This is a genomic window from Rhizobium sp. C4 (genome assembly GCF_021026315.1).
Classification (GTDB): domain Bacteria; phylum Pseudomonadota; class Alphaproteobacteria; order Rhizobiales; family Rhizobiaceae; genus Ensifer_A.
The window spans coordinates 155,589-180,257 of record NZ_JAJNCX010000009.1; the positions used below are offsets into that span (position 1 = coordinate 155,589).

The following is a 24,669-nucleotide window of genomic DNA, read 5'->3' on the forward strand; positions in this document are numbered from 1 at the left end:
CCCGAAGGGCGGTCGCGAGCCCCGGTGTGAGGGCTCGCGAGAGGCTTGGGAGGCTGTTGAAATGCGCTAGCGTCGTTTCCAGCCGGTGACCATGGCACGGGCGAGATTTTCCCGATGCTCGATGCTGGCCAGAACCACGCCTGCGACATGCAGGATGATGAGGCCGAGGGTCGAGTAGACGAGTGCCTTGTGGACGTCTTCCACCCATTCGATGCCCCAGAACGTGTCGGTGGTCATCATGTAGCCGGTAGTGACGATGCCGGAAATCATCGCGATCAGCAGGATCACCATCGCCCCGCCGGCGGGATTGTGCCCGACATAGCGCTTCGCCTTCATGGACAGGCTGTCCTTGAGGAACGTGAGGATCGTACGCGGCGAGTAGATGAAGCTGACGAACCGCGCATGATGCGTGCCGACCAGACCCCAGACGATGCGGATGGCGAGGAGAATGCCGATCGCATAGCCCGAGAGAATATGGGCCGACTTCCACTCGTCGCCGGTGAGGAAGGAAAAGGTGAAGAGCGCGACCAGCGACCAGTGGAAGATCCGCACCAGAGGATCCCACACCTTGATCCGGTCAGCGCTCCGGCCGGAAGCGATCTCCCGGCCGTGGAGCGAGACCTCGGACATCAGTTGCTGCCTTCCGTGCCGACCTGAACGCCGGTTTCCGGGTTGAAGATCTGCTCGACCTTCTTGCCCTTGGCGTCGATGGCGTAAACTTCGTAGCAGCCGTTCTCGATCTTGATCTTGCGCACCTCGAGGCCCATTTCCTTGGCCTTGGCCTTCATGGCGTCTTCGCTCATCCACTTGTCCTTCGGCACGTCGCACTTCGTGCTTTCGTCTTCGGCGTAGGCCGCACCGGCAGCAAGAGCGGAAAAGAGGGTGGCAGCGAGGATGAGTTTCTTCATGGGACATGCTCCTTGGTTGGCGATCGTGACCCCGTGTCCGATCGTTGGCAGCAAACCTAGTGTCCCCGACCTGAGCGATGGCTGACGGAAAATGTCAGCGAAATTTCAGCTTCGCCGTGCTAGCGTGAAACCATGTATCGACCCGTTCCCTCCCTCCTGATTGCCGTTGCCGCGCTCGCCCTTGCGGGATCGCTTGCGCATGCCGACAGCGATGATGACGGCGACGAGGGCGTGACGCTGGACGCGATCCAGCGCGCCGTCGAGAACGGCACTGTCAGGCCGCTTTCCGATCTCAAGGCGATTGTTGCCGAGCGCTTTCCGGGCGATATCGTCCGCATCGAGCCGCGTGTCCGGCACGGCAACTTCACCTACGAGTTCAAGGTGCTTCAGGGCGACGGCAGGCTGGTCGAGATCCATATGGATGCCAGGACCGGCCGCATCCTCAAGACCGAGAACGAATGATGCGCATTCTGCTTGTTGAAGACGACCCGCTGATTGCGCGCGACCTCATCACCCATCTGGAGCGCGCCGGCTATCTGGTCGCCCATGAGCGGGACGGCGAATCCGGCTGGTATGCCGGCGACAGCGAGGAGTTTGCCGCTGCCATCCTCGACCTCGGCCTGCCGACGATGGACGGCATGACGGTGCTCAAACGCTGGCGCAAGGCCGGACGGCAGATGCCGGTTCTGGTGCTGACGGCGCGCGGCAACTGGGAAGAGCGCGTCGAGGGGATCGATGCGGGCGCCGACGACTATCTCGCCAAGCCGTTCCAGGTGGCCGAAGTGCTGGCGCGGCTGCGGGCGATCCTGCGCCGTTCCGCGGGACAGGCCAATCCCGTGCTTTCCGCCGACGAGATCGCGCTTGATCCACGCACGAGGCTGGTGACGCTGGCCGGCGTGCCCGTCGACCTCACGCCGCTCGAATATCGCTGTCTGCACCATCTCCTGCTCCATCGCGACCGGCATGTGACCCAGCTCGAACTCACCGAACAGCTCTATGCGCAGGATTTCGAGCGCGAGAGCAATTCGGTTGAGGTTCTGATCGGCCGGCTGCGCCGCAAGCTCGGCCGCGATCTCATCGAGACGCGCCGCGGCTATGGCTACCGCATTGCCGGTGGCGGCGAGGCAGGCGCATGATCGCACGCCGGATGAAATGGCTGTCCTCGATCCGCGGCCGCTTCCTCGTGCTCTCTGCGCTGACGGTCGGCCTCGCGCTGGCGCTGACGGCGGCCCTTCTCGTCTCGCTCTTCTCAAACAATATCCGCAAGCGCATCGATCTTGAGCTGACAAACCAGATCAACACGCTGGCCGGCGCCCTGACGTTTGATGCCGGCGGCAGGCTCGTGCGCCCGAGCGGCCCGCTCGATCCGCGTTTCGGCATTCCCTATGGCGGGCTCTACTGGCAGGTCGTCGACGATGCGGCGGCCCAGACGATGCGTTCGGTCTCGCTCTTCGATACCGAGCTCAACCTGCCGGCGGATACGCATACCGACGGGACGATCCATCACTATCTTCTGCCGGGGCCGGAAAACCGGACCCTCATTGTGCTGGAACGCATGGTGCGCATCTCGGCCCCCGGCGGCCAGCGGGCGATCCGCATTGCCGTCGCCAGCAACGGCCGGGCGTTGGAGGAGGCGCGCAACGGTTTCGTCCGCGATTTCGCGCCGGCGCTCGCCGCGCTCGGGCTTTTTCTGGTCGGCGCCTCGATTGCCCAGCTCGCCTTCGGCCTGCGCCCGCTATCGTCGCTCAGCGAAGGCATCAACCGCATCCGTGAACGCCGCGACAGCCGCCTTACGGGCGACTATCCGGCGGAATTTCAGACGACCGTGACGGCCATGAACCAGCTGCTGGATGCGCAAGGGGCGATGATCGAAAAGGCCCGCCGCCGCGCCGCCGATCTGGCCCACGGCCTGCGCACGCCGCTGACGGTTCTTTCGAACGACGCGCTGACATTGCGCGACAGGGGCGAGACGGCGCTGGCCGACGAACTCGACCATCTGGCCGCAACGATGCGCGCCCATGTCGAGCGCGAGCTGGCCCTGTCGCGGATTGCGGCAAGGCCGGATCTCCGCCGCGGCGACAGCGATATTGCCAAGCTCGTCGGCGATGTCATTCGCACCGTCAGCCGCACACCCGACGGCGAAGAGATCACCTTCGCAACGGAAGGCCCTGCCGCGCTCACGGCCCCCGTCGATCCGGGCGACTTCCGCGAGATCGTCGGAAACCTCATCGAGAATGCCGCCAAATGGGCGAAGTCGCGCGTTCTTGTCGCCTGGGGAGCCGACGACGGCAGGATCTGGTTCCGCGTCGCAGATGACGGACCGGGCGTGCCGAAGGAAGAGCTTGCCAACCTGACCCGGCGCGGCTGGCGGCTCGACAGTGCCAAACCCGGCAGCGGTCTCGGCCTGTCGATCGTCCGCGAGATCGCAACCGTCTACGACATGGAGTTCGAGCTGGAGAATGACGCGAAGTCAGGCGGATTGTGCGCGCGGGTGACAATGGCCGCCGTTTGAGAGCATCGCCATCGGCCGCGTCTGACAGGCCGGCTGGATTGCCTAGCGGCGCAGCAGCGCTTCGCGCAGGACAACCGCAATGTCCTTTTCGTTTCGGGAGAAGACGAACCTGTTGCGGCCGCGTGCTTTGGCTTCGTAGAGCGCGGCATCGGCACGATTGATGGCCTCGGCGAGACTTTCGTCGGGATCCATGATGGCAATGCCGAAGCTCGCCGTCGGTCGCAGTCCCGGTTGCCCGAAGGCGGCGTTGTAGAGCCTCGACCGCACCGCTTCGACCTGGAGCTGGGCGAGCGACGCATCGCCGTTGACGGTCAGGGCCGCGAACTCCTCGCCGCCAAGCCGCCCGCAGACATCGCCGCCGGCGGCCTCCAGGCAGGCTGCGAAGACGCGAATGACCTCGTCGCCGACCGCGTGGCCATAGGTGTCGTTGATCTTCTTGAAGTGATCGAGGTCGCACAGGATGACGACAGGCGTTCCGCCGCCCGTCTTGCGCTTCAGCGCAGCCTCGGCATGCTCGAAGAACGCGCGGCGCGTCCAGAGCCCCGAAAGGTGGTCGCGCAGCAGGGTGTGTCTGGCGCGAGACTGGCTCTCCTCCATCAGGACCATCATCAGGCAGACGCCGAGAAGAATGGACAGGATCGCCGAGATTGTCTGGGAATATTGCGCATAGCTGCTGAAAGCATAGGTCTGGACACTGGCGCCGGTGCCGATGGCATGCGCCAGAAACGCCTTGAAGAGAAATTGCGCCGACGTCAGGAACAAGACACCCGCCAGCAACCGCTCCGGCACCGACCGGCGCGACATCGAGCCCGACAGCAGAGCAACGCCTCCCAGCGCCGTCATCGTCGCAAACGGCGTTTGATAGGCAAAGGCATGGATGGCCGAGTCGCGGGCGGCACCCCTCAGGACTGCAGGAAATGCCGCTTCGAATCCCAGATAGAGCGCAAGGATCGGCCAGACGGACCAGGTCGTGAAGTTTCTGAACAATCCGACCGTCACCATGGTCAGTGCAGTCAGCAGGCCGGAAAATGACAGAAAGGATACGAGTGCCGGCGCACTTGTGGCCGGAGCAAGCGTCTCCACGCCTGCCGTGGAGGAGGCGGACAGGAAGCCTGCCGCAAACCAGTACCCCATCGTCACCCGCTGCGACCGCGCAATGCTGACAAATGCCAGCGAGAACGCCAGGCCGATCGAGAAATTCACGGCAAGAAGATACGTGGCATTGGCCATGACGTTCGACCGTTTCCGCTTGAAAAGTTTACAGTCATGAGGAGATTTCGAAGATGGCCTTATAATGGCGTAACGGACGCGATTGCAATCGGGTTTTACGTTGTTTTGCCGAGAATTGCCGAATATTATGGGACATGAAAATACAAGCCGTACATGTTCAGTTTGCGGCTGGACAGCATCGGCTGCCGAATATTATTTCAGATATTCATTTAATACAGCCTGCGCCATCCATCGCGGTTTCGCGGCAACGCATCGGTCGTGTCAGCGACGTTCAAGTCCGGCTTGACAAAACAGGGCGAGTGTTGGATTTGTGCCGGGCAGACCGAAAGGTCGAAAGCGGGTGTAGCTCAATGGTAGAGCAGCAGCTTCCCAAGCTGAATACGAGGGTTCGATTCCCTTCACCCGCTCCAGCTTTTTCCCGATTTTCCGATTATTTGTCGCGCTTGGCGGTCGAATAGGCCTTGAAGGCGGCGAGCGTTTCGCGGCTGACGTGATGTTCGATGCCTTCTGCGTCGCAGCTGGCAATCTCGGGATCGATGCCGATGTCGATGAGGAATGTTTCGACGATGGCGTGGCGTTCGCGGCCCTCTTCGGCGAGTTTCGTGCCGGCTTCGCTGAGGAAAATGCCGCGATAGGGGCGCTTTTCGATGAGGCCGGCATCCGACAGGCGGTTCAGCATGCGGGCAACTGTCGGCTGGGCAACGCCGAGATAGGCGGCGATATCCACCTGCCTGGCCTCGCCGGTTGCGCGCACGAGATCGTCGATCAGTTCGACATAGTCTTCCAGAAGCTCCGAGCGGCGCGCATCGCGCGCCTGCTGGAAGGCTGCCGCCCGTGTTCCGGGCGCAGCCAGCGCATCGTCCGCTTCTGTCGATTTCCGTCTTGCCATGCCCCGCCTTGCCGTGTCGCGCCCATTGGTCCCATCGCGACTGTCCCGGCTTTCTGAACGCGTTGCGGCGCCTCGGCAAGCGGAAATTTCGTCGCTGCGCCTTATTGACAGGAACTTGTCATAGGCTAATTATTATAGCACATGCTATAAATTGGAAGCAGAGACATGTTGCGCGACGAAATGCAGATGGCGAGCGGATCAACCATGGCCTCGCGGCACGAGCAGGCCATGCGCGATGCTCTGGCCGGCCGCAGGACAGGGGTACGGGCCTTCCTGCCCTTTTTCGGTCCGGCGGTGATTGCCTCGATCGCCTACATGGACCCCGGCAATTTCGCCACGAACATCCAGGCGGGGGCGGGCTACGGCTATGCGCTGCTCTGGGTTCTGCTGGCGGCAAACCTGATTGCCATGCTGTTCCAGTCGCTTTCCGCCAAGCTCGGCATCGTCACAGGCTTCAACCTCGCGGAAATGTGCCGGGAGCAATATCCGAAGCCGATGGTCTATGTGATGTGGGCGATAAGCGAAATCGCCGCCATGGCGACCGACCTTGCCGAGTTTCTGGGCGGCGCGATCGGCCTCTCGCTGATCTTCGGCATGCCGCTTCTCGCCAGCATGGTAGTGACGGCCATCATCACCTACATCATCCTCATCATGGAGCAGGGCGGCTTTCGCCGCATGGAAATCCTCATCGGCGTCTTCGTCGCCGTGATCAGCCTCTGCTATCTCGTTGAAATGCTGATCGCGCCAGTCGAATGGGGCAATGTCGCCAAGGGTCTCACGACCCCGAACATCCCGGACAGCAACGCGCTGATGATCGCTGTCGGCATTGTCGGCGCAACGGTGATGCCGCATGCGGTCTTCCTGCATTCCGGGCTCACACAGGGCCGCATCCGGCCTGCCGACGACCGCGAACGGCGCATGCTGGTGAACTTCTCCAACCGTGAAGTGATGATCGCGCTCGCTGCTGCCGGCCTCGTCAACATGGCGATGGTCATCATGGCTGCCGCCGCCTTCCACCTTGGCCATTCGGAAGTCGCGGAAATCGAGACGGCCTATCACACGCTGACGCCGCTGCTTGGTGGTGCCGCCGCCTCGGTCTTCCTCGTTTCGCTGATCGCCTCGGGTGTGTCATCCTCAGTCGTCGGGACGATGGCAGGGCAGGTGATCATGCAGGGCTTCGTCGGTTTCCGCATCCCCCTGCTGGTGCGCCGCCTCGTCACCATGGTCCCGGCCTTCGCCGTGGTTCTCATGGGCGTCGATTCGACCAAGGCGCTGGTCGTCAGCCAGGTCATCCTGTCGATTGCCCTGCCGATCCCGATGCTGGCACTGCTGCATTTCACCTCAAAGCGCAGCATCATGGGCGAATACGTGAACGGCATTCCCGTCCGAGTGCTCGGCACGGTGGGCGCGGCGGTCGTGCTCTGCCTCAACTTCCTGCTTCTGGCGCAGGTCGCCGGCCTCTTTTGACGGGTCTTCCTGGGCTGCCGGCGCATGCGGCGTCTTTCGCCACAGGAAGGGATCGTCCGAAAGCTCCCGCACTGCCTGCCAGGCGGCAACGGAAAGCATCATCCAGTAGAACGGCAGGCCCAACCAGGGTCTCCCAACCGCCTGCCGTTCCTCCGCCGTCATCGGCTTGCGTCCGAGAACCGCGAAGAGACAGTAGCTGCCGATGATATTGGCGACGTCGATGGCAAAGAGGACCTGTTCGGCAAGGCCCGCCGCCAGCCACGCGCCGCTGGCGAAGAGCCAGATCGAACGCAGGATGAAGACTGCCAGCAATGGATGCGCCAGCGCCGAAAACAGCATCCCACCCGTCGTCAGAAACAAGGCGATGAGACCGGCCGTGCCGATCTGCGCATGAAGGCGTGCGGGTGCGCGGCAATGCACCAGTACCGTCTGCAGCCAGCCCTTGAACCAGCGTGATCGTTGCGCGCGCCAGACCGGCCACTCGGTCGGTGCATCCTCCAGCGTCGGCAGACCGAGGACGCCGCAGCGATAGCCCATGCGATGAAGGCGGATGCCGAGATCCGCATCCTCGGTCACGTTGAACGGATCCCACGCGCCGGCGGCCTCAAGCGCCTCCCTTCGGAAATGATTGGAGGTGCCGCCGAGCGGCATCGGCAGGCGGAGACGGGCAAGAAGCGGCAACAGGCTGCGGAACAGGCCGGCATATTCCAGCGCGAAGAGGGCGGCGATCCGGCTCTGGGCTGCATTGGCGATCTGGAGCGGCGCCTGCAGGCAGGCCAAGGCCTCGGGCTCCGCGGTGAAACACGCATGCGCCTCGCGCAACTGTCGCGGATGCGGCCGGTCTTCCGCGTCGAAGATCACGACAAAATCGCCGCGCGCACCGGCCAGCGCATAGTTCAGCGCCTTCGGCTTGGTGCGTGGTCCGCCGGGCGGCACCTCGACGATTTCAAAATGCACGCCACTTGCGTGCCGGGCGACGGCTGCAATCGTCGCCCGGTCATCCGCCTCGCAGATGATCTTGATGTCGAGAAGCGATTTCGGCCAGTCGAGGCGATCAAGCGCCGCCATCATCTGTGGCACCACCGCCTCTTCCCGATAGGCCGCGACGAGCACGGTGTAGACCGGCAGCGGCGCACCGGTGTCGATGGCGGATGCCGGCGGAGGGATGGTGGCTTCACCCATCCCTGCCCGAAGGGCAGCCGCGCGAAGCCCGATGGCGAGAAGATAGACGGCGCTCAGGGCAATATGCAGAACCAGCAGGATCTGCTCGGGCCAGGTGACCGCAGCCACGGGAACGCTCACCGACAGTGCGCCGAGCACATAGCCCTGCCAGCCGGTCAGGACCACACGGGCGCTGAAGGCGGGCGCGTTGCCAAAGAGCCGGTCGGTCACTTTTTCGACGCGCGCCCGGCAATTGGCCTGCCAGATGGCGTCGCGGATTGTCTGAGGCGTGGCAATCGCCAGTCCCTCGCGCATCTCGGGTGCGGCGGCAAGCTGGTCGCGGAGCCTGAGCGCGTGGCGCGCCTCGGGCGCAATGACCAGCATGGCCGGACGCGACGGGCGCGTGAGCCTCAGCAGCGAACCGCTGGCAAGCTGGGTGTCGATCATCTCCGTCACGAAGACATTCGCCGGGTTTATGGCTGCGAAGAAGGGCAGGCCCAGCCATTCGGCCAGCGCTTCGTAGAAGATCTGCGGATCAAGCATGCCATCGGCGATCAGTTCTCGCTCGATGGTTGTTGCGTTCTGCCGCGCCTTGAGGGCGGCTGCAGCCAGTGTTGGCTTGCCGATGCCGAGTTTCAGAAAGAGCCGCACCTCGTCCGCATGCAATGCGTCGCCGGCTCCACCGGCCTCCAGCGCGGATAGCGATGCAGATGGCGCGGGAGAATTATCGACATTTCCGGAATTCCAATATTCTCCGGTGCCCATGAGTTTGATAAACCGTTTTTGGTATCAACTGAAAATGTATGAAACATCGAGAATTGAAGCCCATGGTATCGAACGGCATCGCGTCTGCATCAGTCAGAATCATGGGGTTTTTGCTGATTCTATTGCCGGCTATGCATGCTCCGGTGGTGGCCGCGGAGGCGCAAGGGCCGCTTCTGACCTTCGACAAGCGCGAGCATCGCGCCAATCCCGACATCAGCAACGTCCCGCGCATCCGTTTTCTGACCACGCTCGACTTCCCGCCCTTCGAGTTTCTCGATGCGGAAGGCCGCCTGTCCGGCTTCAATGTCGATCTGGCGCGCGAGCTTTGCGACACGCTGGGCGTGACGGCAAAGTGCCAGATCCAGGCGCTACCCTTCAACGAACTGCAGGCAGCACTGGAGAGCCGCGCGGGCGACGCCGTCATTGCCGGCATCGGCGTGACGCCGGATCTCCGCGCGAAGTATGATTTCTCGAGGCCCTATCTGCAGCTTTCCGCCCGCTTCCTGTCACTCAGGAAGACATCCGGCGAGCCGATCACACCGATGAAGCTGGCGGCCAGCAAGGTCGGCGTCGTCAGGGATACCGCCCACCAGGCCATGCTGAAGGCCTATTTCCCGAATGTGAACCCGCAGCTCTATGATGACCGTCCGGCCATGCTGAAGGCGCTGAAGGCGGGAGATGTCGACACGGTCTTCGGCGAAGGTCTGGCGCTCGCCTTCTGGGCGGCAAGCGGCGAGGCTGACAGTTGCTGCGCCTTTCGCGGCGGGCCCTATTATTCCGGCGATTTCCTGGGCGAGGGCATGACCATCATGACGAGGGAAGGCGAACCCCTTGCCGCCGCCTTCGACCACGGCCTGCTCGAGCTGGCCCGCAAGGGAACGCTCAACGAGCTTTTCGTCAAATACTTCCCGCCGGGGCTCTACTGAGCCCGATCCAGACGCGCGCCTGTCGGGTCTTCCGCCCGGTCGGTCACATCGCGATGTAGCGGTCGCGCCGGTGGTTGATGGCAAGCACCATATTCAGCACCACGGCCCCGATGATCGAGCAGATGATGATGTAGGGCGTGGCGATGAAGAACGCGAAGAACAGCACGCAGCAATCGAAACCGAGCTGCACCAGTCCTGCCTTCCAGCCCAGCTTCTCCTGCAGATAGAGCGCCAGCACGCCGAAGCCGCCAAGGCTGGCGCGATGGCGAAACAGCGCCAGCATGGCCGTGCCGACCAGAAGCCCGCCGAAGAGAGCGCCCGCCAGCGGATCGATTTGGCCGATGGGAATGAGCTTGGGGAGCACGATGGAGAGGGTCGAGGTTGCGGCAACCGTCGCAAATGTCTTCAGCGTGAAGGCCCATCCGAGCCGCGTCCAGGCGAGATAATAGAAGGGCAGGTTGACGACGAAGAACACCACGCCAAACGAATAGCCGGTCGCATAATGCAGCAGGAAGGCGACGCCCGCGGTGCCGCCCGTCAGCAGGCCGGCAGACGAGAGCAGCAGCACGCCGAGCGAGGCAAGCATGGCGCCGGAGGCAACCCCTTGCGCGTCTTCCAGCAGGGAGTGCTTGTCGCTGGTCGATTTCAGATAGTCGGAAAAGGTCTTGCCGGGGGCTGCCGTGTTCATCCGTGGTCCGCTCGTTATCCGCCTACCGGAGCACGCTGTAGCGGTCGGAGCGGTGGTTCACCATCACGAAGACATTCAATATGACGGCGCCGAGCACCGAGGCAAGGACGATCGGGATCGGTGCGGCCAGAAAGGCGAAGGCCAGAACGATCGTGTCAAAGGCCATCTGCACCTGACCGGCGCGAAACCGCGTGCGATCCTGCACATAGACCGCCAGAATGCCGATGCCGCCGAGGCTGGCGCGATGCCGGTAAAGCGCCAGCAGACCGAAGCCGAGAAGCAGGCCGCCGATGAGGGCTGCCCAGACCGGGTTGATCTCGCCGATGGTGAGATAGCGGCTCTGCACGTCGACAAGCGCCGAGGTGATGGCCACCGCCGCAAAGCTTTTCAGCGTGAAGGCAAGCCCCATGCGCAGGAACGAAAGAACGTAAAAGGGCAGGTTGACGAGAAAAAAGAGGAGGCCGAACGAGAGGCCGGATGCGTAATGCATGAGGAAGGCAGCGCCCGCCATGCCGCTTGTGACGAGATGCGCCTTGCCCATGAAGAAGAGACCCAGCGAGGCAATCAGCGCGCCGGCAAGAATGCCCTGCGCATCTTCAAAAAGGGAATGCCGGTCCGGGCGGCCGCTCAAATGCGAAAACACATCGGAAATATTCGCCATGCCGCTCTCCAGCAAAAAACAAAAGCCGTTCCTCCCGAGCGTGATTGTCTCAAATGGCGGAATTTTCGCAATAAAAATATGTAAGCATTGCTGACCTATTTCGATGCTGCGGCGCAATAAAATTACGCGGCCGGGCGCTTTTCGGCAATGAACAGAATCCCGTTCACCGGCACCCCGCCATCCATGCGAATGACGAGTTTTTCCGACCCGAGCAGAGTAAAGCCGTGCGCGGCGAGAAGCCGCTCGATATAGGCCGGTGAATGGGCATAGCGCAGCGACGGCTGCAGGCGAAAATCGTCGCGTGCGTCCATCAGATGCTCGACTGAAAAGGCAACGTGCCCGCCATCGGCAAGAAGCGCTGCGGACAGCGCCAGGACCGGCTCAAGATCGCCGAGATACATGAGCACATCGGCCGCCGCGACCAGATCGGCGCGGCCGGCGGCAAGCTCCGGCCCGATCAGCCGCGCCTCGCGAGGCCCCAGCGAAAGATCGGCCTGATCCAGATGGTGGTAAATCCCCTTGTCCTCAGCTTTCGCCAGCATGTTGGCGGAGAGGTCATAGCCTTCCAGATGCTCGACGCGACCGCTGAGTTCGACCCCCATCAGCCCCGTACCGCAGCCGAGATCGATGGCGCGGGCGTAAATTGCGCGGCCCTTGTCCGCAATCAGCGCCGCCAGCCGGCCGGGCACCTTGTAGTCCAGCTTCTCGACCAGCGCCGTCTCGAAGCGGTCGGCATAATCATCGAAAAGCTGCTCGACATAGGCGACCGGCGGCGTTGCCGGCTGCGCCCGGTCGCCGAGGATGGAAAGCTTGAGCCCCGCGCCGAAAATATCGTCCTTCGAAAGCGTGAGAACCTGTCGATAGGCCGCTATGGCCGGCTCCTTGAGACCCGCCTTTTCGCGATAGTCACCGAGCAGAAACCAGCCGGCCGCCCAGCCGGGCGCAAGCTCCAGCGCCTGTTCCATCAGCTCGGCTGCTGCTTCCATGTCGCCACCGGAAGCCAGCATTCGGGCATAGTCGGCGCGCCGGTCGGCGATGAGGTCGCCGGAGGTGAGGTCGATCGCAGTCATGTCGGGTGTTTTTCCGGTTGCGGTTGCGCGCAATATTGCCTTCGGAGGCGCCATTTCAAGCGAATTTTACGCTGCCTCTTGCCCGCGCCATGATTCGGACCCTATCTCTGGTCTAAAGCGCTGCGAAAGCGGCGTCGGACCGTTGAGAAGGAGCGAAGCGAGATGAGCGAATCCATGAACCGGATGTTGGGAGACAGCCCCGGCCGTCTCATCGTCAAGCTGGTCGTCGTCTCCGTCATTGTCGGCTTCGTCATGCGCTCCTTCGGCTGGTATCCGATGGATATCCTGCACTGGATCCGCGATTTCCTCTCCAATCTCTGGCACACGGGCTTCCGTGCCTTTGGCGAGGTCGGCAACTATTTCCTCCTCGGCGCGGTTGTCGTCATCCCTGCCTTCATCATCCTGCGCCTGATGAGCTACCGCCGCTGATGCCCGCCAACAGTCTTGATCTTCCCTTGCTCACCCGCCGCGCAGCACTGGCCGGCCTCGGCCTGACGCTGCTGTCCGGCTGCACAACCGTCAGCGTTCTCGAGCCCGAGCCCGGTAATTCCAACGATCACACCAAAGCGGTGCTGCCGCTGATCAACAAGCTGCGCGCGTCAAAGAAACTTCCGCCGCTGGTGGCCGACAAGGCCGCGACTGCCGCCGCCGTCGACCAGGCGAACCGTATGGCCAAGGCCGGCGAGATGAGCCACGAGCTGAAATCCGAAGACGATTTCACCTCGCGCATGAACCGCATGGGCGTGCGCCTCCAGGCGGCGGAGAATATCGCGACCGGCCAGGATACGGCGGAGCGCGCCTTTCAGGCCTGGGTCCATTCGCCCAAGCACCTGAAGAACATGCTCGGCCCCTACAAGGGCCTCGGCGTTGCGGTTTCGCAAAATAGCGCTTCCGATAACCGGCCGTTCTGGTCCATGGTTCTGTCGAACTAAGCGATTCCGGGTTCGGTCCGGGGTCGCAAGAAACGCGACCCCGCCGGACCTTTCATGAATATCGCCACGCAAGACCGCTCCTTCCGCGTCACCCATCGCCTTGTTCTTTCGATCGCCGTGCCGATGACGCTCGGCTTCGTCTCGACCCCGCTTCTGGGGCTGACGGATACGGCCGTGGTCGGGCAGACGGGCGTTGCGGCCGATCTTGCCGGCATCGGCATTGCGGCCGTGCTCTTCGATTTTCTCTTCTCCTTCACCGGCTTTTTCCGTACCTCGACCACGGCGTTGACCGCGCAGGCCTATGGGCGCATGGATGAGGCGGAAGAGCGCGCCGTCTTCTTCCGCGCCGCCGGCACCAGCCTTGTTGCCGGCTTCCTGCTGCTGGCGCTCGCTTCGCCGATCCTCGCCGCCGGTCTTGCCATCCTGTCGCCGGAACCCGCAGCCGCGACGGTTGCCGCGACCTATTTCGCCATCCGCATCCTCTCGGCGCCGGCGCGCCTCATCAACGACTGTCTTCTCGGCTTCGTGCTCGGCCGGGGCCGGGCCGGCGTCGGCCTCTTCCTGCAGACGCTTCTGAACGGCATCAACATCGCGCTCTCCATCACGCTGGGCCTGTGGTTCGGCTATGGCGTTTCGGGCGTTGCCTGGGCGACATTCACGGCGGAAGTGGTCACGGCGCTGGCGGGCCTCGCCTTCGCCTTTTCCGGCTTCCGCAAGGTCAGCACCGGCACCGACTGGCGCGCCGTCTTCGCGCTCGACAAGCTGAAATCGCTCTTCGCGGTCAATCGCGACATCATGATCCGCACGCTGCTCCTGACCGGCTCCTTCCTCATCATGGCCCGCATCGGCGCGGAACTCGGCACGGTGACGCTCGCCGCCAACGGCATCCTCATGAATTTCTTCATGGTCACGGCCTTCTTCCTCGACGGCATGGCGGCCGCCGCCGAACAGATCTGCGGCCGCTCGCTCGGTGCCGGCGACCGGCAGGCCTTTCGCGATGCCGTGCGGCTCACGCTCGTCTGGTCGCTCGGCCTTTCGGCGCTTCTCGCGGTCGCCACCATGCTCGTCGGCAATCAGGTCGTCGCCTTCCTCACCAGCGCGGCGGATGTCCGCGCCGAGGCCGGGCTCTACCTTGTCTGGATGGCGCTGACGGCGCTGACCGGCGCGCTCGCCTTCCAGATGGATGGCGTCTTCATGGGCACCGCCTGGACGGCGGAAATGCGCAACATGATGATCCTGTCGTTTATCGCCTATCTCGCCGCCGTTTTCACACTGCCGCAATGGTTCGGCAATCACGGCCTCTGGGCAGCCCTCAACCTTTTCCTCCTCATGCGCGGCCTCACGCTCGCCGCGATCCTGCCAGGCAAGATGAGGAAGATGTTCGGGTGATTTTCTCCTCTCCCCTTGTGGGAGAGGAAGCGATTTCAACATCTTAGCCAAAGGCTAAGTGTTAGAAATCGCAGGTGAGGGGTTTGGGTTTGGCGCGGACAGCAATTCACCCCTCACCAAGCCTGCCAAGCCAATCGCCTGCGGCTCTTGGGGCAGGCTATCCTCTCCCACAAGGGGAGAGGAGGGCCTCAAGCCAGAGGCTGGTTCGCCCAATGCGCGACGCGGCTGTCGCGAAGCTCGCGGATAGAGCCCAGCTTTTCCTTGTCGCAAAGCGCCGAAAGGCCCTTGACGATGCGGGCCGCCAGTTCCGGTCCCTCATAGACCATGCAGGAATAAAGCTGCACGAGGTCAGCCCCGGCGCGGATCTTTTCCGCCGCCGTCTCTGCCGATTCCACGCCGCCGGCACCGATCAGCGGGAAATCCTTGCCGACGCGCTGGCGCATCTTGGCAAGCACGGTGGTGGAGAGCGCAAAGAGCGGTCGTCCTGACAGCCCTCCGGCTTCGCCCGCCTGCCGCTGGTCCGTGAGACCCTTGCGGCCGATCGTCGTGTTGGAGACGATCAGCCCGTCGAGCCCGCGCTTCAGCGACACCTCGGCAATATCGTCCAGCCCGCCCTCGCTCATATCCGGCGCGATCTTCAGGAAGACCGGCACTTTCGCGCCGCCGGCCTTCGCGGCTTCCTCGTCGCGTGCTGCCAGTACGGCGGTCAGCAGCGCATCCAGGCTTTCGCGGTCCTGCAGGTTGCGCAGGCCCGGCGTATTGGGGGAGGAGACATTGGCGGTGAAATAGCGTGCGACCGAATAAAAGCTGCGAATGCCCGCCACATAGTCGGCGATGCGATCCTCGCTATCCTTGTTCGCGCCGATATTGACGCCGACCATCAGCGTCTTCGGCAGCCGCTTCAGCCGCTCGAATGCGGCGGCATGGCCTTCATTGTTGAAACCCATCCGGTTGATCACGGCGCGGTCGGAGACGAGCCGGAACAGGCGCGGCTTCGGATTGCCCGCTTGCGGACGCGGCGTCAGCGTGCCGACCTCGGCAAAGCCGAAGCCGAGACGCACAAGCTCGGCCGGCACTTCGGCATTCTTGTCATAGCCCGCCGCCATGCCGAGCGGATTGTCGAAGGAAAGCCCTGCAATCACCTGGCTGAGCCTCGCATCGAGGGCAACCCGGCAGGCGGGGAGCAGGCCGGTCTTCAGGGCCGCAACGGAAAGACCATGCGCCGTTTCCGGGTCAAGGGTGAAGAGCGCCTGCTGGCCGAGACGGGAAAGAAAGCTCATGCCACGAACTCCGGGAAGATGTGCCTGCCATCCGCCCCCACCGGCAGCGGCTTTGCCCAGATGACGGCGGAAAGCGGGAGCGGACCGTAGAGATGCGGGAAGAGGGCGTTGTCGCGCGACGGCTCGAAGACCAGCGTCGCATCGAGCTTCGCCGTATCGGCCGCCACCAGCATCAGCCCCTCCTGGCCGGCGAAGTAAAGTTCAGCCGTCTTCACCGATTGCGCGGCGGTCGAAAGGTGGATGAACCCGTCGGCGAGATCGATCCCCGCACCTTCAAAAACGCCCTTTTCCTGAGCGGCCTGCCATATTTCGGAGGCGACGATCTTGTAGACTGCTTTTTCCATGAGACGATGTCCGGGGCCGGGTTGCTTCAAAACCTCTTGGCGCGAAGCCGGCCGCAAACGCAAGGGGAGATTGACATGTCCAGCCGTTTTTTGCTCGCAGGCCTCATTACGTTGACACCTCTTTTCGCGCTCGCCGATGACGCGCCGGCAGGGCGCTACCAGCTGCAGCCGGTTGAAGGCGGCGTGGTGCGGCTCGATACGGCAACCGGCGAGATGACGCTTTGCAAATCCGATGCCGGCAAGCTCACCTGTGCAGCTGCTGCCGCGACGCCTGCCGCCAGCGCGCCGGCGGCCTCCGATATCGCAGCGCTGAAAGCCCGCGTCGACGCGCTGGAACGCCAGGTGGCCAGCGGCAGCAAGGGCGCTGATCTGCCCACCGATGCGGAGGTCGACCGCAGCCTGTCGATCATGGAGAAGTTCATGCGCCGCTTCATGGGTATCGCCAAGGATCTGGATCAGGAAAACCATGGTGGCAGCGCTCTTCCGCAAAAGACCTGAACGTGTATATAATGGTTCTAAAATGGAGGGCCGGCCGGGGAGAGAGCGGTCGTACCAGCCAGAACCATGACCCGGGAGGGGTTGGGAATGACGTCAGCCTTGACGATCTTGATTGCGGATGATCATCCGCTCTTTCGCGGCGCGCTTCGGCAGGCGGTGTGCGGCATGCAGCCCGTGCCGCAAATCCTCGAAGCCGGCGATTTCGACAGTGCCCGCAAGGCGGCCTCCGAAAATCTCGACATCGACATGCTGCTTCTCGATCTCTCGATGCCCGGCATGAACGGGCTGACGGGCCTGATGTCGCTGCGCGCGGAATTTCCGGGCCTTGCGATCGTCGTCTGCTCTGCCAGCGAAGACCAGCAGACCATGCGACGCGTCTTCGAGCTGGGGGCCTCCGGCTTCATTCCCAAATCCTCCGGTGCGGAACAGATCCGCGATGCGGTGCGCAAGGTCGCCGAAGGCGGTATTGCCGAACCCGAGGGCTACGATCCGCGGGCGGGCGACGCGGATGCCGAAGTCACCGATCTCCTGAGCCGCCTGCAGACGCTTACGCCCCAGCAGGTGCGCGTGCTGAACATGTTGTCCGAAGGTCTGCTCAACAAGCAGATAGCCTATGAACTCGGTGTTTCCGAAGCCACGATCAAGGCGCATGTCTCGGCCGTTCTCCTGAAACTCAACGTCGACAGCCGCACGCAGGCCGTCATCCAGCTCTCCAAGCTTGGACAGCTGCAGCCGGTCTGACAGTTTGCGGCAGCGGGATGGGATTTTATTCCTTGCTCGCTTTACTCAAACGCGCGGATTGGCTAAAGTCGCGGCAGGGCTTCTGAGGGCCTTGCGGTTCCTGGCGCATGAGACGCGCCAGGCGGCGCGACAATCGAGCGGCATGACCCATGATATCACACGACGCGATCTGGGGCGCGATCGACGCCCTGGCGGAAAAATACGATCTCTCCGCATCCGGCCTTGCGCGCAAGGCGGGGCTCGATCCCACGTCGTTCAACAAATCCAAACGCCTCAGCCAGGACGGGCGCCTGCGCTGGCCCTCGACGGAATCGTTGTCCAAGGTGCTGGAGGCGACCGGCGCGACGCTCGATGAGTTCATGGGGTTGCTCAATCCTGGCGGTTCTTTCAACGCCATGCCGGCGGGCCAGTTCCCGCCGCAGCAATCGGCAATCCCCCTCCTGGGCTTCGCGCAGGCCGGCGCCGGCGGCTTCTTCGATGATGGCGGCTTCCCGGCCGGTCAGGGCTGGGACGTCGTCGATTTTCCCGCCGCCCCCGATCGCAAGGCCGGCTGCTATGCGCTGGAAGTGCAGGGCGAAAGCATGATGCCGCTTTACCGCGATGGCGATGTGCTGATCGTCGAGCCCGGCGCGCAGGTGCGTCGCGGCGACCGCGTCGTCGTCAAGACGCGCGAGGGCGAGGTGATGGCCAAGGTCCTGCAGCGCCAGACCTCGCGCAATATCGAACTCATGTCGCTCAATCCCGATCATCCCAACCGCAGTTTCGATCTCGCCGAGATCGAATGGGTGGCGCGGATCATCTGGGCCAGCCAATAGGAAAATTTGCCTTGCGCTTCCTGTTCCTCGCGCTTCTGATGATTGCCGGCATAATCGGGGCCGTGATACTGATGCAGAAGGGACAGGCGCGGATCGCCGCACAGACGCCGCCGCCAGCCGCAACAACGCCGGACGCAACAAGAGCGCAGGCGATGCCCACCCCGCAGGCGGCTGCACTGCCGACACCGGCGACACCGCCACCGATGGAAAACTTGCCGAAGGATCCGGCTTTGGCGCCCCTTCCTGCCGGAGCTGTTGCGGACAAGACGGCGAAGGCTGCGCCCGCCGAACCGTCGCGCCAGAAACCGGCGGAGCCGGCCGCCCCCGCCTTCCAGATCGTTGCCAAGCCCGCCATTGCCGCCGCCGGCATTCTCGAAACCACCCGCGGCCGCGTGACGCTGACGGCAATCGACCCGCTTGATCCCTCGGAAACCTGTGGAACCGGCTCTTCCACGTGGCCCTGCGGCCAGCTTGCAGCCACCCAGTTCGGCCGGTTCCTGCGCGGCCGCTCCGTCAACTGTGACATCCCCGACCCGGCATGGCAGGGCGAGGTGACGGCGCGCTGCACGCTCGGCAAGGAGGACATTGCCGCCTGGCTCGTCGAAAACGGCTGGGCGCGGGCAAGGCCGGGCTCCCCCTATGAAGAGGCCGGCCGCGCGGCGCAAACCGGCCGGCGCGGCATTTTCGGCCCCGACCCGCGTCACCCCTGAGCCCGTTATTCATGAGCTACCGCTTGCCGAACGTCCCTCAAAACCCTACACAAACAGCCAAGATCAGACATGTGCGCGGGCATCTGACCCGCGACCGATAATGCGATGAAGAGGACATGATGGCGAAGAAGATTACCACCCACGAAGCCCTGATCTACGGAATGATCCTGGTTTCCGCCTCCGACAGCAACATGACCGACGCCGAAATGGCGCGCATCGGCCGGCTCACGCACTTTTTGCCTGTCTTCAAGGGCTTTGACGAAGAGGCGCTGATCAGCGTCGCGCGCGACTGCTCTGCCCTGCTGCAGCTGCCGGAAGGGCTCGACATCGTTCTCGAAGTCATCCGCGATGCGCTGCCGCACAAGCTCTATGACACGGCCTATGCGCTCTGCGTCGAAATTGCCGCAGCCGATCTCGCGGTCGCGCCGGAAGAACTGCGCGTGCTCGCCCTCATCCGCGATCGCCTCGGCCTCGACAAGCTGACCTGTGCTGCCATCGAACGCGGCGCGATTGCCCGTTTCCGCACTGCCTGACGGGCGGGATCGGCGAGGAGGGGGACGCCGGTGAAGACGCCTTCTGAAACCTCTGGCGATCCACATCCCCCCGGCGCTGATCTGCTTCCCGCAGCCTTCCGCCGCTGGTTCGCCGAAAAGGGCTGGCAGCCCCGCGCGCATCAGCTGTCCCTGCTGGAGAAGGCGCGCGACGGCAAATCCGTCCTCCTGATCGCGCCGACCGGGGCCGGCAAGACGCTCGCCGGCTTCATGCCTTCGCTGACGGAACTGGCCGAGCGCGGCCGGAAGAAACCGGGTACGGCGTTTCAGGGCGTCCACACGCTTTATATCTCGCCGCTCAAGGCGCTCGCTGTCGATATCGAGCGCAACCTGATGAAGCCCGTCGGCGAAATGGGCCTGCCCGTCACCATTGAGACCCGCACCGGCGATACGCCGCAGGGCAAGCGCCAGCGCCAGAAGCTCAGCCCGCCCGACATTCTCCTGACGACGCCCGAGCAGCTGGCGCTGCTGATCGCCAATACGGAAGCCGAGCGCTTTTTCGCCGATCTGCGCTATGTCGTCTTCGACGAGTTGCATTCGCTGGTCACCTCCAAGCGCGGCCATCTCCTGGCGCTGGGTCTGGCGCGGCTACGCCGCCTTGCGCCCAACATGCAGGCGATCGGCCTTTCGGCGACGGTGGCCGATCCGCTCGACCTGCGCAAATGGCTGGTCAGCCAGGCCGAAGGCGAGGCGGCCGCAGATGTCGTCGTCGCCCCCGGCGGGGCGCGGCCGCTGATCACCATTTTGCAAAGCGAGGATCGCATTCCCTGGTCCGGCCATGTGGCGCGCTATGCCATCCCGGCCGTCTATGAGGAGATCCGCACCCACAAGACGACACTGATCTTCGTCAACACCCGCTCGCAGGCCGAACTCGTCTTTCAGGAACTCTGGACCGTCAACGACGACAGCCTGCCGATTGCGCTCCACCACGGCTCGCTCGACGCCGGCCAGCGCCGCAAGGTGGAGGCGGCCATGGCCGAGAACAAGCTGCGCGCTGTGGTCGCCACCTCGACGCTCGATCTCGGCATTGACTGGGGCGACGTCGATCTCGTCATCCATGTCGGTGCGCCCAAGGGGGCAAGCCGGCTTGCCCAGCGCATCGGCCGCGCCAATCACCGCATGGACGAGCCGAGCCGCGCCATTCTCGTGCCGGCCAACCGTTTCGAAGTACTGGAATGCCAGGCAGCGCTCGACGCCAACTATATCAATGCGCAGGACACGCCGCCTTCCGGCGATGGCGCGCTTGATGTTCTGGCCCAGCATGTTTTGGGCATGGCCTGCGCCGAGCCCTTTTCCGGCGATGCGCTCTTTGACGAGGTCCGCTCGGCGCTCCCTTACGCCGACCTGCCGCGAGAGACCTTCGACCGCGTGCTCGATTTTGCCGCGACCGGCGGCTATGCGCTCAGGAGCTATGACCGCTACGCCAAGATCCGCCAGCGGCCGGACGGGCTCTGGCGCGTCGCAAATCCGCAGACCGCCCAGCAATACCGGCTGAACATCGGCACCATTGTCGAAATGCCGATGCTCAATGTCCGCATGGTCCGGAAGAACAAGCTCGGCTCGCTCGGGCGCGGCGGGCCGGTGCTGGGCAAGATCGAGGAATATTTTCTCGAAGGCCTGACGCAGGGCGACACGTTTCTCTTCGGCGGCAAGGTGCTGCGCTTCGAAGGTATCCGCGAGAATGAGGCATTGGCGAGCCAGGCCTTTTCCATGGACCCGAAAATCCCCGCCTATGCCGGCGGCAAGTTTCCGCTCTCCACCTATCTGGCGGAAGGCGTGCGGGGGCTCCTGGCCGACAGCAGCGAATGGCATCGCCTGCCCGATCAGGTGCGCGACTGGCTGGAAATCCAGCACGAGGTCTCGGTCCTGCCGCGCCGCGACCAGATGCTGATCGAGACCTTTCCGCGTGGCTCCCGCTTTTTCATGGTCGCCTATCCCTTCGAAGGCCGGCTGGCGCACCAGACGCTGGGCATGCTGCTCACCCGGCGGCTCGACCGCATGGGCGCGCGCCCTCTCGGCTTCGTGGCGACCGACTATTCGCTCGGGGTCTGGGGGCTTGATGACATGGGCGAGATGATCGCCGCGAGGAAGCTCGATCTGCAGGCGCTGTTCGACGAGGACATGCTGGGCGACGATCTGGAAGCGTGGCTGGACGAAAGCTTCATGCTGAAGCGCACCTTCCGCAATTGCGCGGTGATTGCCGGCCTCATCGAGCGCCGTCATCCGGGTCAGGAAAAGACCGGGCGGCAGGTCACCGTCTCAGCCGACCTTATTTATGACGTCCTGCGCAGTCATGAGCCGGACCATATCCTGCTGCAGGCGACGCGGCAGGAAGCCGCAGCCGGGCTTTTGGACATTCAGCGCCTCGGCGCTATGCTGAGACGAATCAGGGGCCACATATTGCATCGCCCGCTCGACAGGGTCTCGCCGCTCGCCGTGCCGATCCTGCTCGAAATCGGCAAGGAGCCGGTGGCGGGCAATGCCTCGGAAAGCCTGCTTGCAGAAGCGGCGGAAGACCTGATCCGCGATGCGATGCAGGCCTGACGGGCAAGGCCCTGACGGATAAGGGTTTGAAGGAACGGAATGGCAAGGCTGGCGCTGGCAGGCATGGAGACGGAAGAGATCGGCGCATCGGTGACCACGGTCGCCGGTGTCGATTTTGTCTGCGACCCGATGGGCGCACTCTATTGCGAGGCCGACGGGCTGCTCGTCGTCTCCGACCTGCATTTGGAAAAAGGGGCAGCCTTTGCCCGCCGTGGCCAACTGCTGCCGCCCTATGACACGCATGCCACACTGAAAATCCTCGCCCGCGTCATGGACCGCTACCGGCCGAAGCTGGTCGTTTCACTCGGCGACAATTTCCATGACCGCGTCGGCTCGGCGCTGATGCCTGCCGATTGCCGGGCGCTGATCGGCGACATGGCACGCGGTCGCGACTGGATCTGGATCACCGGCAATCACGATCCCGATGGCGTCATCGGCCTGCCCGGGACTGTGGCCGAAAGCCTCGCCTTTGCCGGCCTCACCTTCCGCCACGAGCCGGTCAAGGGTGCGGAGAAAGGCGAGATCGCCGGCCATCTCCATCCGGCCGCGACGCTCCGCCGCCGCGAGAAATCCGTGCGCCGGCCGTGTTTCGCCACCGATGGCGACCGCCTCATCATGCCCTCCTTTGGCGTCACGACCGGTGGGCTGGATCTGGCGCATGTCGCCTTTCGCGGCCTTTTCGACCGCACGCGGCTGATCGCGCACATGATCGGCAAGGAGCGTGTCTACCCGGTGAGCTACGAGGGCCTGAAGGGCTGAAATCAGTCCTTGCGGAAGATCACCGATCCCGCCCAGCCGATGGTGAGCGCGATGATGACGGCCGAGAGGCCGTAGAGGAAGGAATTGCCGTAGGCCGCCTCCGTCAGCGACTGCTCTATGCCGGTCTTGACGACGCGCAGCGGCAGTTTCGTTTCCATCAGGAACTCGCCGCTCTTGAACAGATAGGCATGCACCATGTGCACGCCGTTCGGCACGTCGGCCGGCAGCTTCAGCGTGGCGCGGAAGAGGCTGGGGCTGACGAAGCGGATGCCGCCGGGATTGGTCTGATAAAGCCCGCCGCTCAGCATCTGCCGCCGGAAGGCCTGGCGGAAATCGTCAAGCGCCGCGATGTCGCCGAAATAGTTGGCGGCAAAGAGCCGAATATGGTCGATCCCGACATTGAGCGAGGCCAGCTCCTGCTGTGTCGTGATGTCCTTGATGACGCGCGTACTGGTCATCGAATAGGACTGCGGCACCGATGAGAATGTCATCTGCTCGGTGTTGATCCAGATGCCGAAGACGCGTGCCTTGCGGCGGATCGTCGTGTCGACGCGCGGGCCTTCCAGCGTGACGATGATGTCGTACTGGCCGATCTGCTGCAGATAGTCGTCCACATTGGTAAGCGTGCCGAAGATCGTCAGATCTGCCCCGGTGAAATCCGAGGTGATGGCGATCTCGTTTGTCGACATACCGATCTCGATGCCTTCCGGCGGGCGCACCTTGACGCCCGGCTTCTCGACAGCACGGGCGCCGCTCGCCATCAGGATCATGCCGATAACCAGGGCGCAAAGCGCGCGCGTGACGGCGGAAGGGCTCATGCATGGCCTCCCGTCACGATCGAATAGATGTCCTTCGGCGTCAGCACGAGGTCGATGGCAAGGCGCATGCCGACGGCGAGCACGAGGAGCGCCAGGAGCGCGCGCAGCTGTTCGGCGCGGAGCCTCTGGCCGACGCGTACACCATATTGCGCGCCCACCACACCGGCGATCATCAATTGCAGGGCGAGAATGATGTCGACCGTGTGGTTCAGCGTTGCCTGGATCATCGTCGTATAGGCGGTGACGAAAACGATCTGGAACAGCGAAGTCCCGATGACGACGCCGGTCGGCACGCGCAGGAAATAGATCATGGCCGGAACCATGATGAAGCCGCCGCCGATCCCCATGACGGATGTCAGGATCCCGAGCAGGAAGCCGATGGCGATCACGGGAAGCACGCTCAGATAGATCTTCGACTTCTTGAACCGCATCTTGAAGGGCAGGCGGTGCACCCAGTTGTGCTGGCCGGGCCGGTTGAGCGAGACCGCCTTGTTCTTGGCAATGCGGCGCAGCGCCCGCAGGCTCTCGATCAGCATCAGCGAGCCGACCGTGCCGAGAAGCAGAACATAGGCGAGCGAAATGAACAGGTCGAGCAGGCCGAGGCTGCGCAAGAGCGCGAAGACCCCGATGCCGGCGGTCGACCCGGCCAGACCACTGACCAGCAGCAATGAGCCGAGCTTCATGTCGAGTGTGCCGCGCCGGAAATGACTGATCGCGCCGGACACGGAGGAGGCGACGACGAGGCAGGCGCCCGTGGCAACGGCAATCGCCGGCGGCACATTGTAGAAAATCAGGAGCGGCGTGATGAGAAAGCCGCCACCGACACCGAACATGCCGGAAAGAAAGCCAACGGCCGCACCCATCCCGAGAATGACCAGGATGTTCACCGACATTTCGGCGATGGGCAGGTAGATCGTCACCGATGGGCCTCGGACTTCAACTCATAGTGCGGCTGGGGGACCATCAATAACCTGTCTCCCGTGAACATTTCATTTCTTGCGCTGGTTGGGC

The 24,669-nt window shown here is 63.6% G+C and carries 26 protein-coding genes, 1 tRNA gene and 1 pseudogene; 16 read left to right on the forward strand and 12 right to left on the reverse strand.

Annotation, left to right across the window (positions count from 1 at the left end; translation table 11 throughout):
* Window positions 1-66: 66 nt before the first annotated feature.
* A complete protein-coding gene (locus LQK84_RS16555; protein WP_230829827.1) occupies window positions 67-630 on the reverse strand; it encodes a cytochrome b/b6 domain-containing protein in 564 nt (187 codons plus the stop codon).
* Window positions 630-908, reverse strand: coding sequence for a PepSY domain-containing protein (locus tag LQK84_RS16560; RefSeq protein ID WP_230829828.1), 279 nt, complete (start codon window positions 906-908; stop codon window positions 630-632). Before LQK84_RS16560 ends, LQK84_RS16555 begins: the two co-directional genes overlap by 1 nt.
* 132 nt (window positions 909-1,040) lie before the next feature.
* Between LQK84_RS16560 and LQK84_RS16565 the strand changes: the two genes are divergently transcribed.
* Genes LQK84_RS16565 through LQK84_RS16575 form a run of 3 tightly spaced genes read left to right on the forward strand, consistent with a single transcriptional unit; the run spans window position 1,041 to window position 3,420 of the window.
* Window positions 1,041-1,370, forward strand: a complete 330-nt coding sequence (locus LQK84_RS16565; RefSeq protein WP_230829829.1) for a PepSY domain-containing protein — start codon at window positions 1,041-1,043, stop codon at window positions 1,368-1,370.
* Window positions 1,370-2,044: a response regulator gene (locus LQK84_RS16570; RefSeq protein ID WP_230829886.1), complete on the forward strand. Its 675-nt coding sequence runs from the start codon at window positions 1,370-1,372 to the stop codon at window positions 2,042-2,044. Before LQK84_RS16565 ends, LQK84_RS16570 begins: the two co-directional genes overlap by 1 nt.
* On the forward strand, window positions 2,041-3,420 hold the full coding sequence (locus LQK84_RS16575) for a sensor histidine kinase (protein ID WP_230829830.1): 1,380 nt from the start codon (window positions 2,041-2,043) through the stop codon (window positions 3,418-3,420). The genes LQK84_RS16570 and LQK84_RS16575 overlap by 4 nt, the downstream gene beginning before the upstream one ends.
* 42 nt (window positions 3,421-3,462) lie before the next feature.
* Here LQK84_RS16575 and LQK84_RS16580 read toward each other — a convergent pair whose 3' ends face one another.
* On the reverse strand, window positions 3,463-4,650 hold the full coding sequence (locus LQK84_RS16580; protein WP_230829831.1) for a GGDEF domain-containing protein: 1,188 nt from the start codon (window positions 4,648-4,650) through the stop codon (window positions 3,463-3,465).
* Between the two features lie 336 nt (window positions 4,651-4,986).
* Between LQK84_RS16580 and LQK84_RS16585 the strand changes: the two genes are divergently transcribed.
* Window positions 4,987-5,060 (forward strand) — tRNA-Gly (locus tag LQK84_RS16585).
* A 20-nt stretch (window positions 5,061-5,080) separates the two neighbouring features.
* Here the strand turns inward: LQK84_RS16585 and mntR are convergent.
* Window positions 5,081-5,539 (reverse strand): manganese-binding transcriptional regulator MntR, encoded by a 459-nt coding sequence (gene mntR / locus LQK84_RS16590; protein ID WP_230829832.1) that lies wholly within the window; start codon window positions 5,537-5,539, stop codon window positions 5,081-5,083.
* A gap of 165 nt (window positions 5,540-5,704) precedes the next feature.
* Here mntR and LQK84_RS16595 point away from each other — a divergent pair, with 165 nt between their 5' ends.
* Window positions 5,705-7,006, forward strand: a complete 1,302-nt coding sequence (locus LQK84_RS16595) for an Nramp family divalent metal transporter (protein ID WP_230829833.1) — start codon at window positions 5,705-5,707, stop codon at window positions 7,004-7,006.
* A 264-nt stretch (window positions 7,007-7,270) separates the two neighbouring features.
* On the opposite strand, the pseudogene LQK84_RS25250 reads toward LQK84_RS16595, so the two are convergent.
* A pseudogene (locus LQK84_RS25250) lies at window positions 7,271-8,932 on the reverse strand (glycosyltransferase); the annotation flags it as partial.
* 143 nt (window positions 8,933-9,075) lie between these two features.
* On the opposite strand from LQK84_RS25250, the gene LQK84_RS16605 reads away from it, so the two are divergent.
* A complete protein-coding gene (locus LQK84_RS16605; protein ID WP_230829834.1) occupies window positions 9,076-9,858 on the forward strand; it encodes a transporter substrate-binding domain-containing protein in 783 nt (260 codons plus the stop codon).
* A 43-nt stretch (window positions 9,859-9,901) separates the two neighbouring features.
* Here the strand turns inward: LQK84_RS16605 and LQK84_RS16610 are convergent, their stop codons facing one another.
* The 3 genes from LQK84_RS16610 to LQK84_RS16620 all read right to left on the reverse strand — a co-directional run bounded on the left by LQK84_RS16610 (window position 9,902) and on the right by LQK84_RS16620 (window position 12,277).
* Window positions 9,902-10,546, reverse strand: a complete 645-nt coding sequence (locus LQK84_RS16610) for a YitT family protein (protein WP_230829835.1) — start codon at window positions 10,544-10,546, stop codon at window positions 9,902-9,904.
* A 22-nt stretch (window positions 10,547-10,568) separates the two neighbouring features.
* Window positions 10,569-11,207 carry a YitT family protein gene (locus LQK84_RS16615; protein WP_230829836.1) on the reverse strand — a complete coding sequence of 213 codons (639 nt, stop codon included), beginning with the start codon at window positions 11,205-11,207 and terminating at the stop codon, window positions 10,569-10,571.
* Between the two features lie 122 nt (window positions 11,208-11,329).
* Entirely contained in the window at window positions 11,330-12,277 is a 948-nt protein-coding gene (locus LQK84_RS16620) for a methyltransferase domain-containing protein (protein WP_230829837.1), read from the reverse strand.
* A gap of 162 nt (window positions 12,278-12,439) precedes the next feature.
* On the opposite strand from LQK84_RS16620, the gene LQK84_RS16625 reads away from it, so the two are divergent.
* The 3 genes from LQK84_RS16625 to LQK84_RS16635 are packed head-to-tail and all read left to right on the forward strand — an operon-like array spanning window position 12,440 to window position 14,598.
* Window positions 12,440-12,706 (forward strand): DUF6460 domain-containing protein, encoded by a 267-nt coding sequence (locus LQK84_RS16625; RefSeq protein ID WP_230829838.1) that lies wholly within the window; start codon window positions 12,440-12,442, stop codon window positions 12,704-12,706.
* Window positions 12,706-13,209: a CAP domain-containing protein gene (locus LQK84_RS16630; RefSeq protein ID WP_230829839.1), complete on the forward strand. Its 504-nt coding sequence runs from the start codon at window positions 12,706-12,708 to the stop codon at window positions 13,207-13,209. The genes LQK84_RS16625 and LQK84_RS16630 overlap by 1 nt, the downstream gene beginning before the upstream one ends.
* Window positions 13,210-13,263: 54 nt before the next feature.
* Window positions 13,264-14,598: an MATE family efflux transporter gene (locus tag LQK84_RS16635; protein WP_230829840.1), complete on the forward strand. Its 1,335-nt coding sequence runs from the start codon at window positions 13,264-13,266 to the stop codon at window positions 14,596-14,598.
* Between the two features lie 188 nt (window positions 14,599-14,786).
* Here LQK84_RS16635 and LQK84_RS16640 read toward each other — a convergent pair whose 3' ends face one another.
* Together LQK84_RS16640 and LQK84_RS16645 are read right to left on the reverse strand one after the other, a co-directional pair.
* Complete coding sequence (locus LQK84_RS16640; RefSeq protein ID WP_230829841.1) at window positions 14,787-15,878, reverse strand: quinone-dependent dihydroorotate dehydrogenase; 1,092 nt, start codon at window positions 15,876-15,878, stop codon at window positions 14,787-14,789.
* The gene (locus LQK84_RS16645; RefSeq protein WP_230829842.1) at window positions 15,875-16,222 is read right to left on the reverse strand and encodes a DUF952 domain-containing protein; all 348 of its coding nucleotides are present in this window, start codon (window positions 16,220-16,222) and stop codon (window positions 15,875-15,877) included. The genes LQK84_RS16640 and LQK84_RS16645 overlap by 4 nt, the downstream gene beginning before the upstream one ends.
* Window positions 16,223-16,297: 75 nt before the next feature.
* Here LQK84_RS16645 and LQK84_RS16650 point away from each other — a divergent pair, with 75 nt between their 5' ends.
* The 7 genes from LQK84_RS16650 (at window position 16,298) to pdeM (ending at window position 22,840) form a co-directional block, all read left to right on the forward strand.
* Window positions 16,298-16,720, forward strand: a complete 423-nt coding sequence (locus LQK84_RS16650; protein ID WP_230829843.1) for a hypothetical protein — start codon at window positions 16,298-16,300, stop codon at window positions 16,718-16,720.
* Window positions 16,721-16,807: 87 nt separating this feature from the next.
* Window positions 16,808-17,461, forward strand: a complete 654-nt coding sequence (locus tag LQK84_RS16655) for a response regulator (protein WP_230829844.1) — start codon at window positions 16,808-16,810, stop codon at window positions 17,459-17,461.
* 149 nt (window positions 17,462-17,610) lie between these two features.
* A complete protein-coding gene (locus LQK84_RS16660) occupies window positions 17,611-18,276 on the forward strand; it encodes a S24 family peptidase (protein ID WP_230829845.1) in 666 nt (221 codons plus the stop codon).
* Between the two features lie 11 nt (window positions 18,277-18,287).
* Window positions 18,288-18,986, forward strand: a complete 699-nt coding sequence (locus tag LQK84_RS16665) for a thermonuclease family protein (protein ID WP_230829846.1) — start codon at window positions 18,288-18,290, stop codon at window positions 18,984-18,986.
* Window positions 18,987-19,105: 119 nt separating this feature from the next.
* Window positions 19,106-19,519: a tellurite resistance TerB family protein gene (locus tag LQK84_RS16670; RefSeq protein ID WP_230829887.1), complete on the forward strand. Its 414-nt coding sequence runs from the start codon at window positions 19,106-19,108 to the stop codon at window positions 19,517-19,519.
* Window positions 19,520-19,549: 30 nt separating this feature from the next.
* Complete coding sequence (locus LQK84_RS16675) at window positions 19,550-22,081, forward strand: ligase-associated DNA damage response DEXH box helicase (protein WP_230829847.1); 2,532 nt, start codon at window positions 19,550-19,552, stop codon at window positions 22,079-22,081.
* A 39-nt stretch (window positions 22,082-22,120) separates the two neighbouring features.
* Window positions 22,121-22,840 carry a ligase-associated DNA damage response endonuclease PdeM gene (gene pdeM / locus LQK84_RS16680; RefSeq protein WP_230829848.1) on the forward strand — a complete coding sequence of 240 codons (720 nt, stop codon included), beginning with the start codon at window positions 22,121-22,123 and terminating at the stop codon, window positions 22,838-22,840.
* A 2-nt stretch (window positions 22,841-22,842) separates the two neighbouring features.
* Here the strand turns inward: pdeM and LQK84_RS16685 are convergent, their stop codons facing one another.
* The gene (locus LQK84_RS16685) at window positions 22,843-23,658 is read right to left on the reverse strand and encodes a TIGR02186 family protein (RefSeq protein ID WP_442966972.1); all 816 of its coding nucleotides are present in this window, start codon (window positions 23,656-23,658) and stop codon (window positions 22,843-22,845) included.
* A complete protein-coding gene (locus tag LQK84_RS16690) occupies window positions 23,655-24,578 on the reverse strand; it encodes a sulfite exporter TauE/SafE family protein (protein WP_230829849.1) in 924 nt (307 codons plus the stop codon). Before LQK84_RS16690 ends, LQK84_RS16685 begins: the two co-directional genes overlap by 4 nt.
* Between the last annotated feature and the right edge of the window lie 91 nt (window positions 24,579-24,669).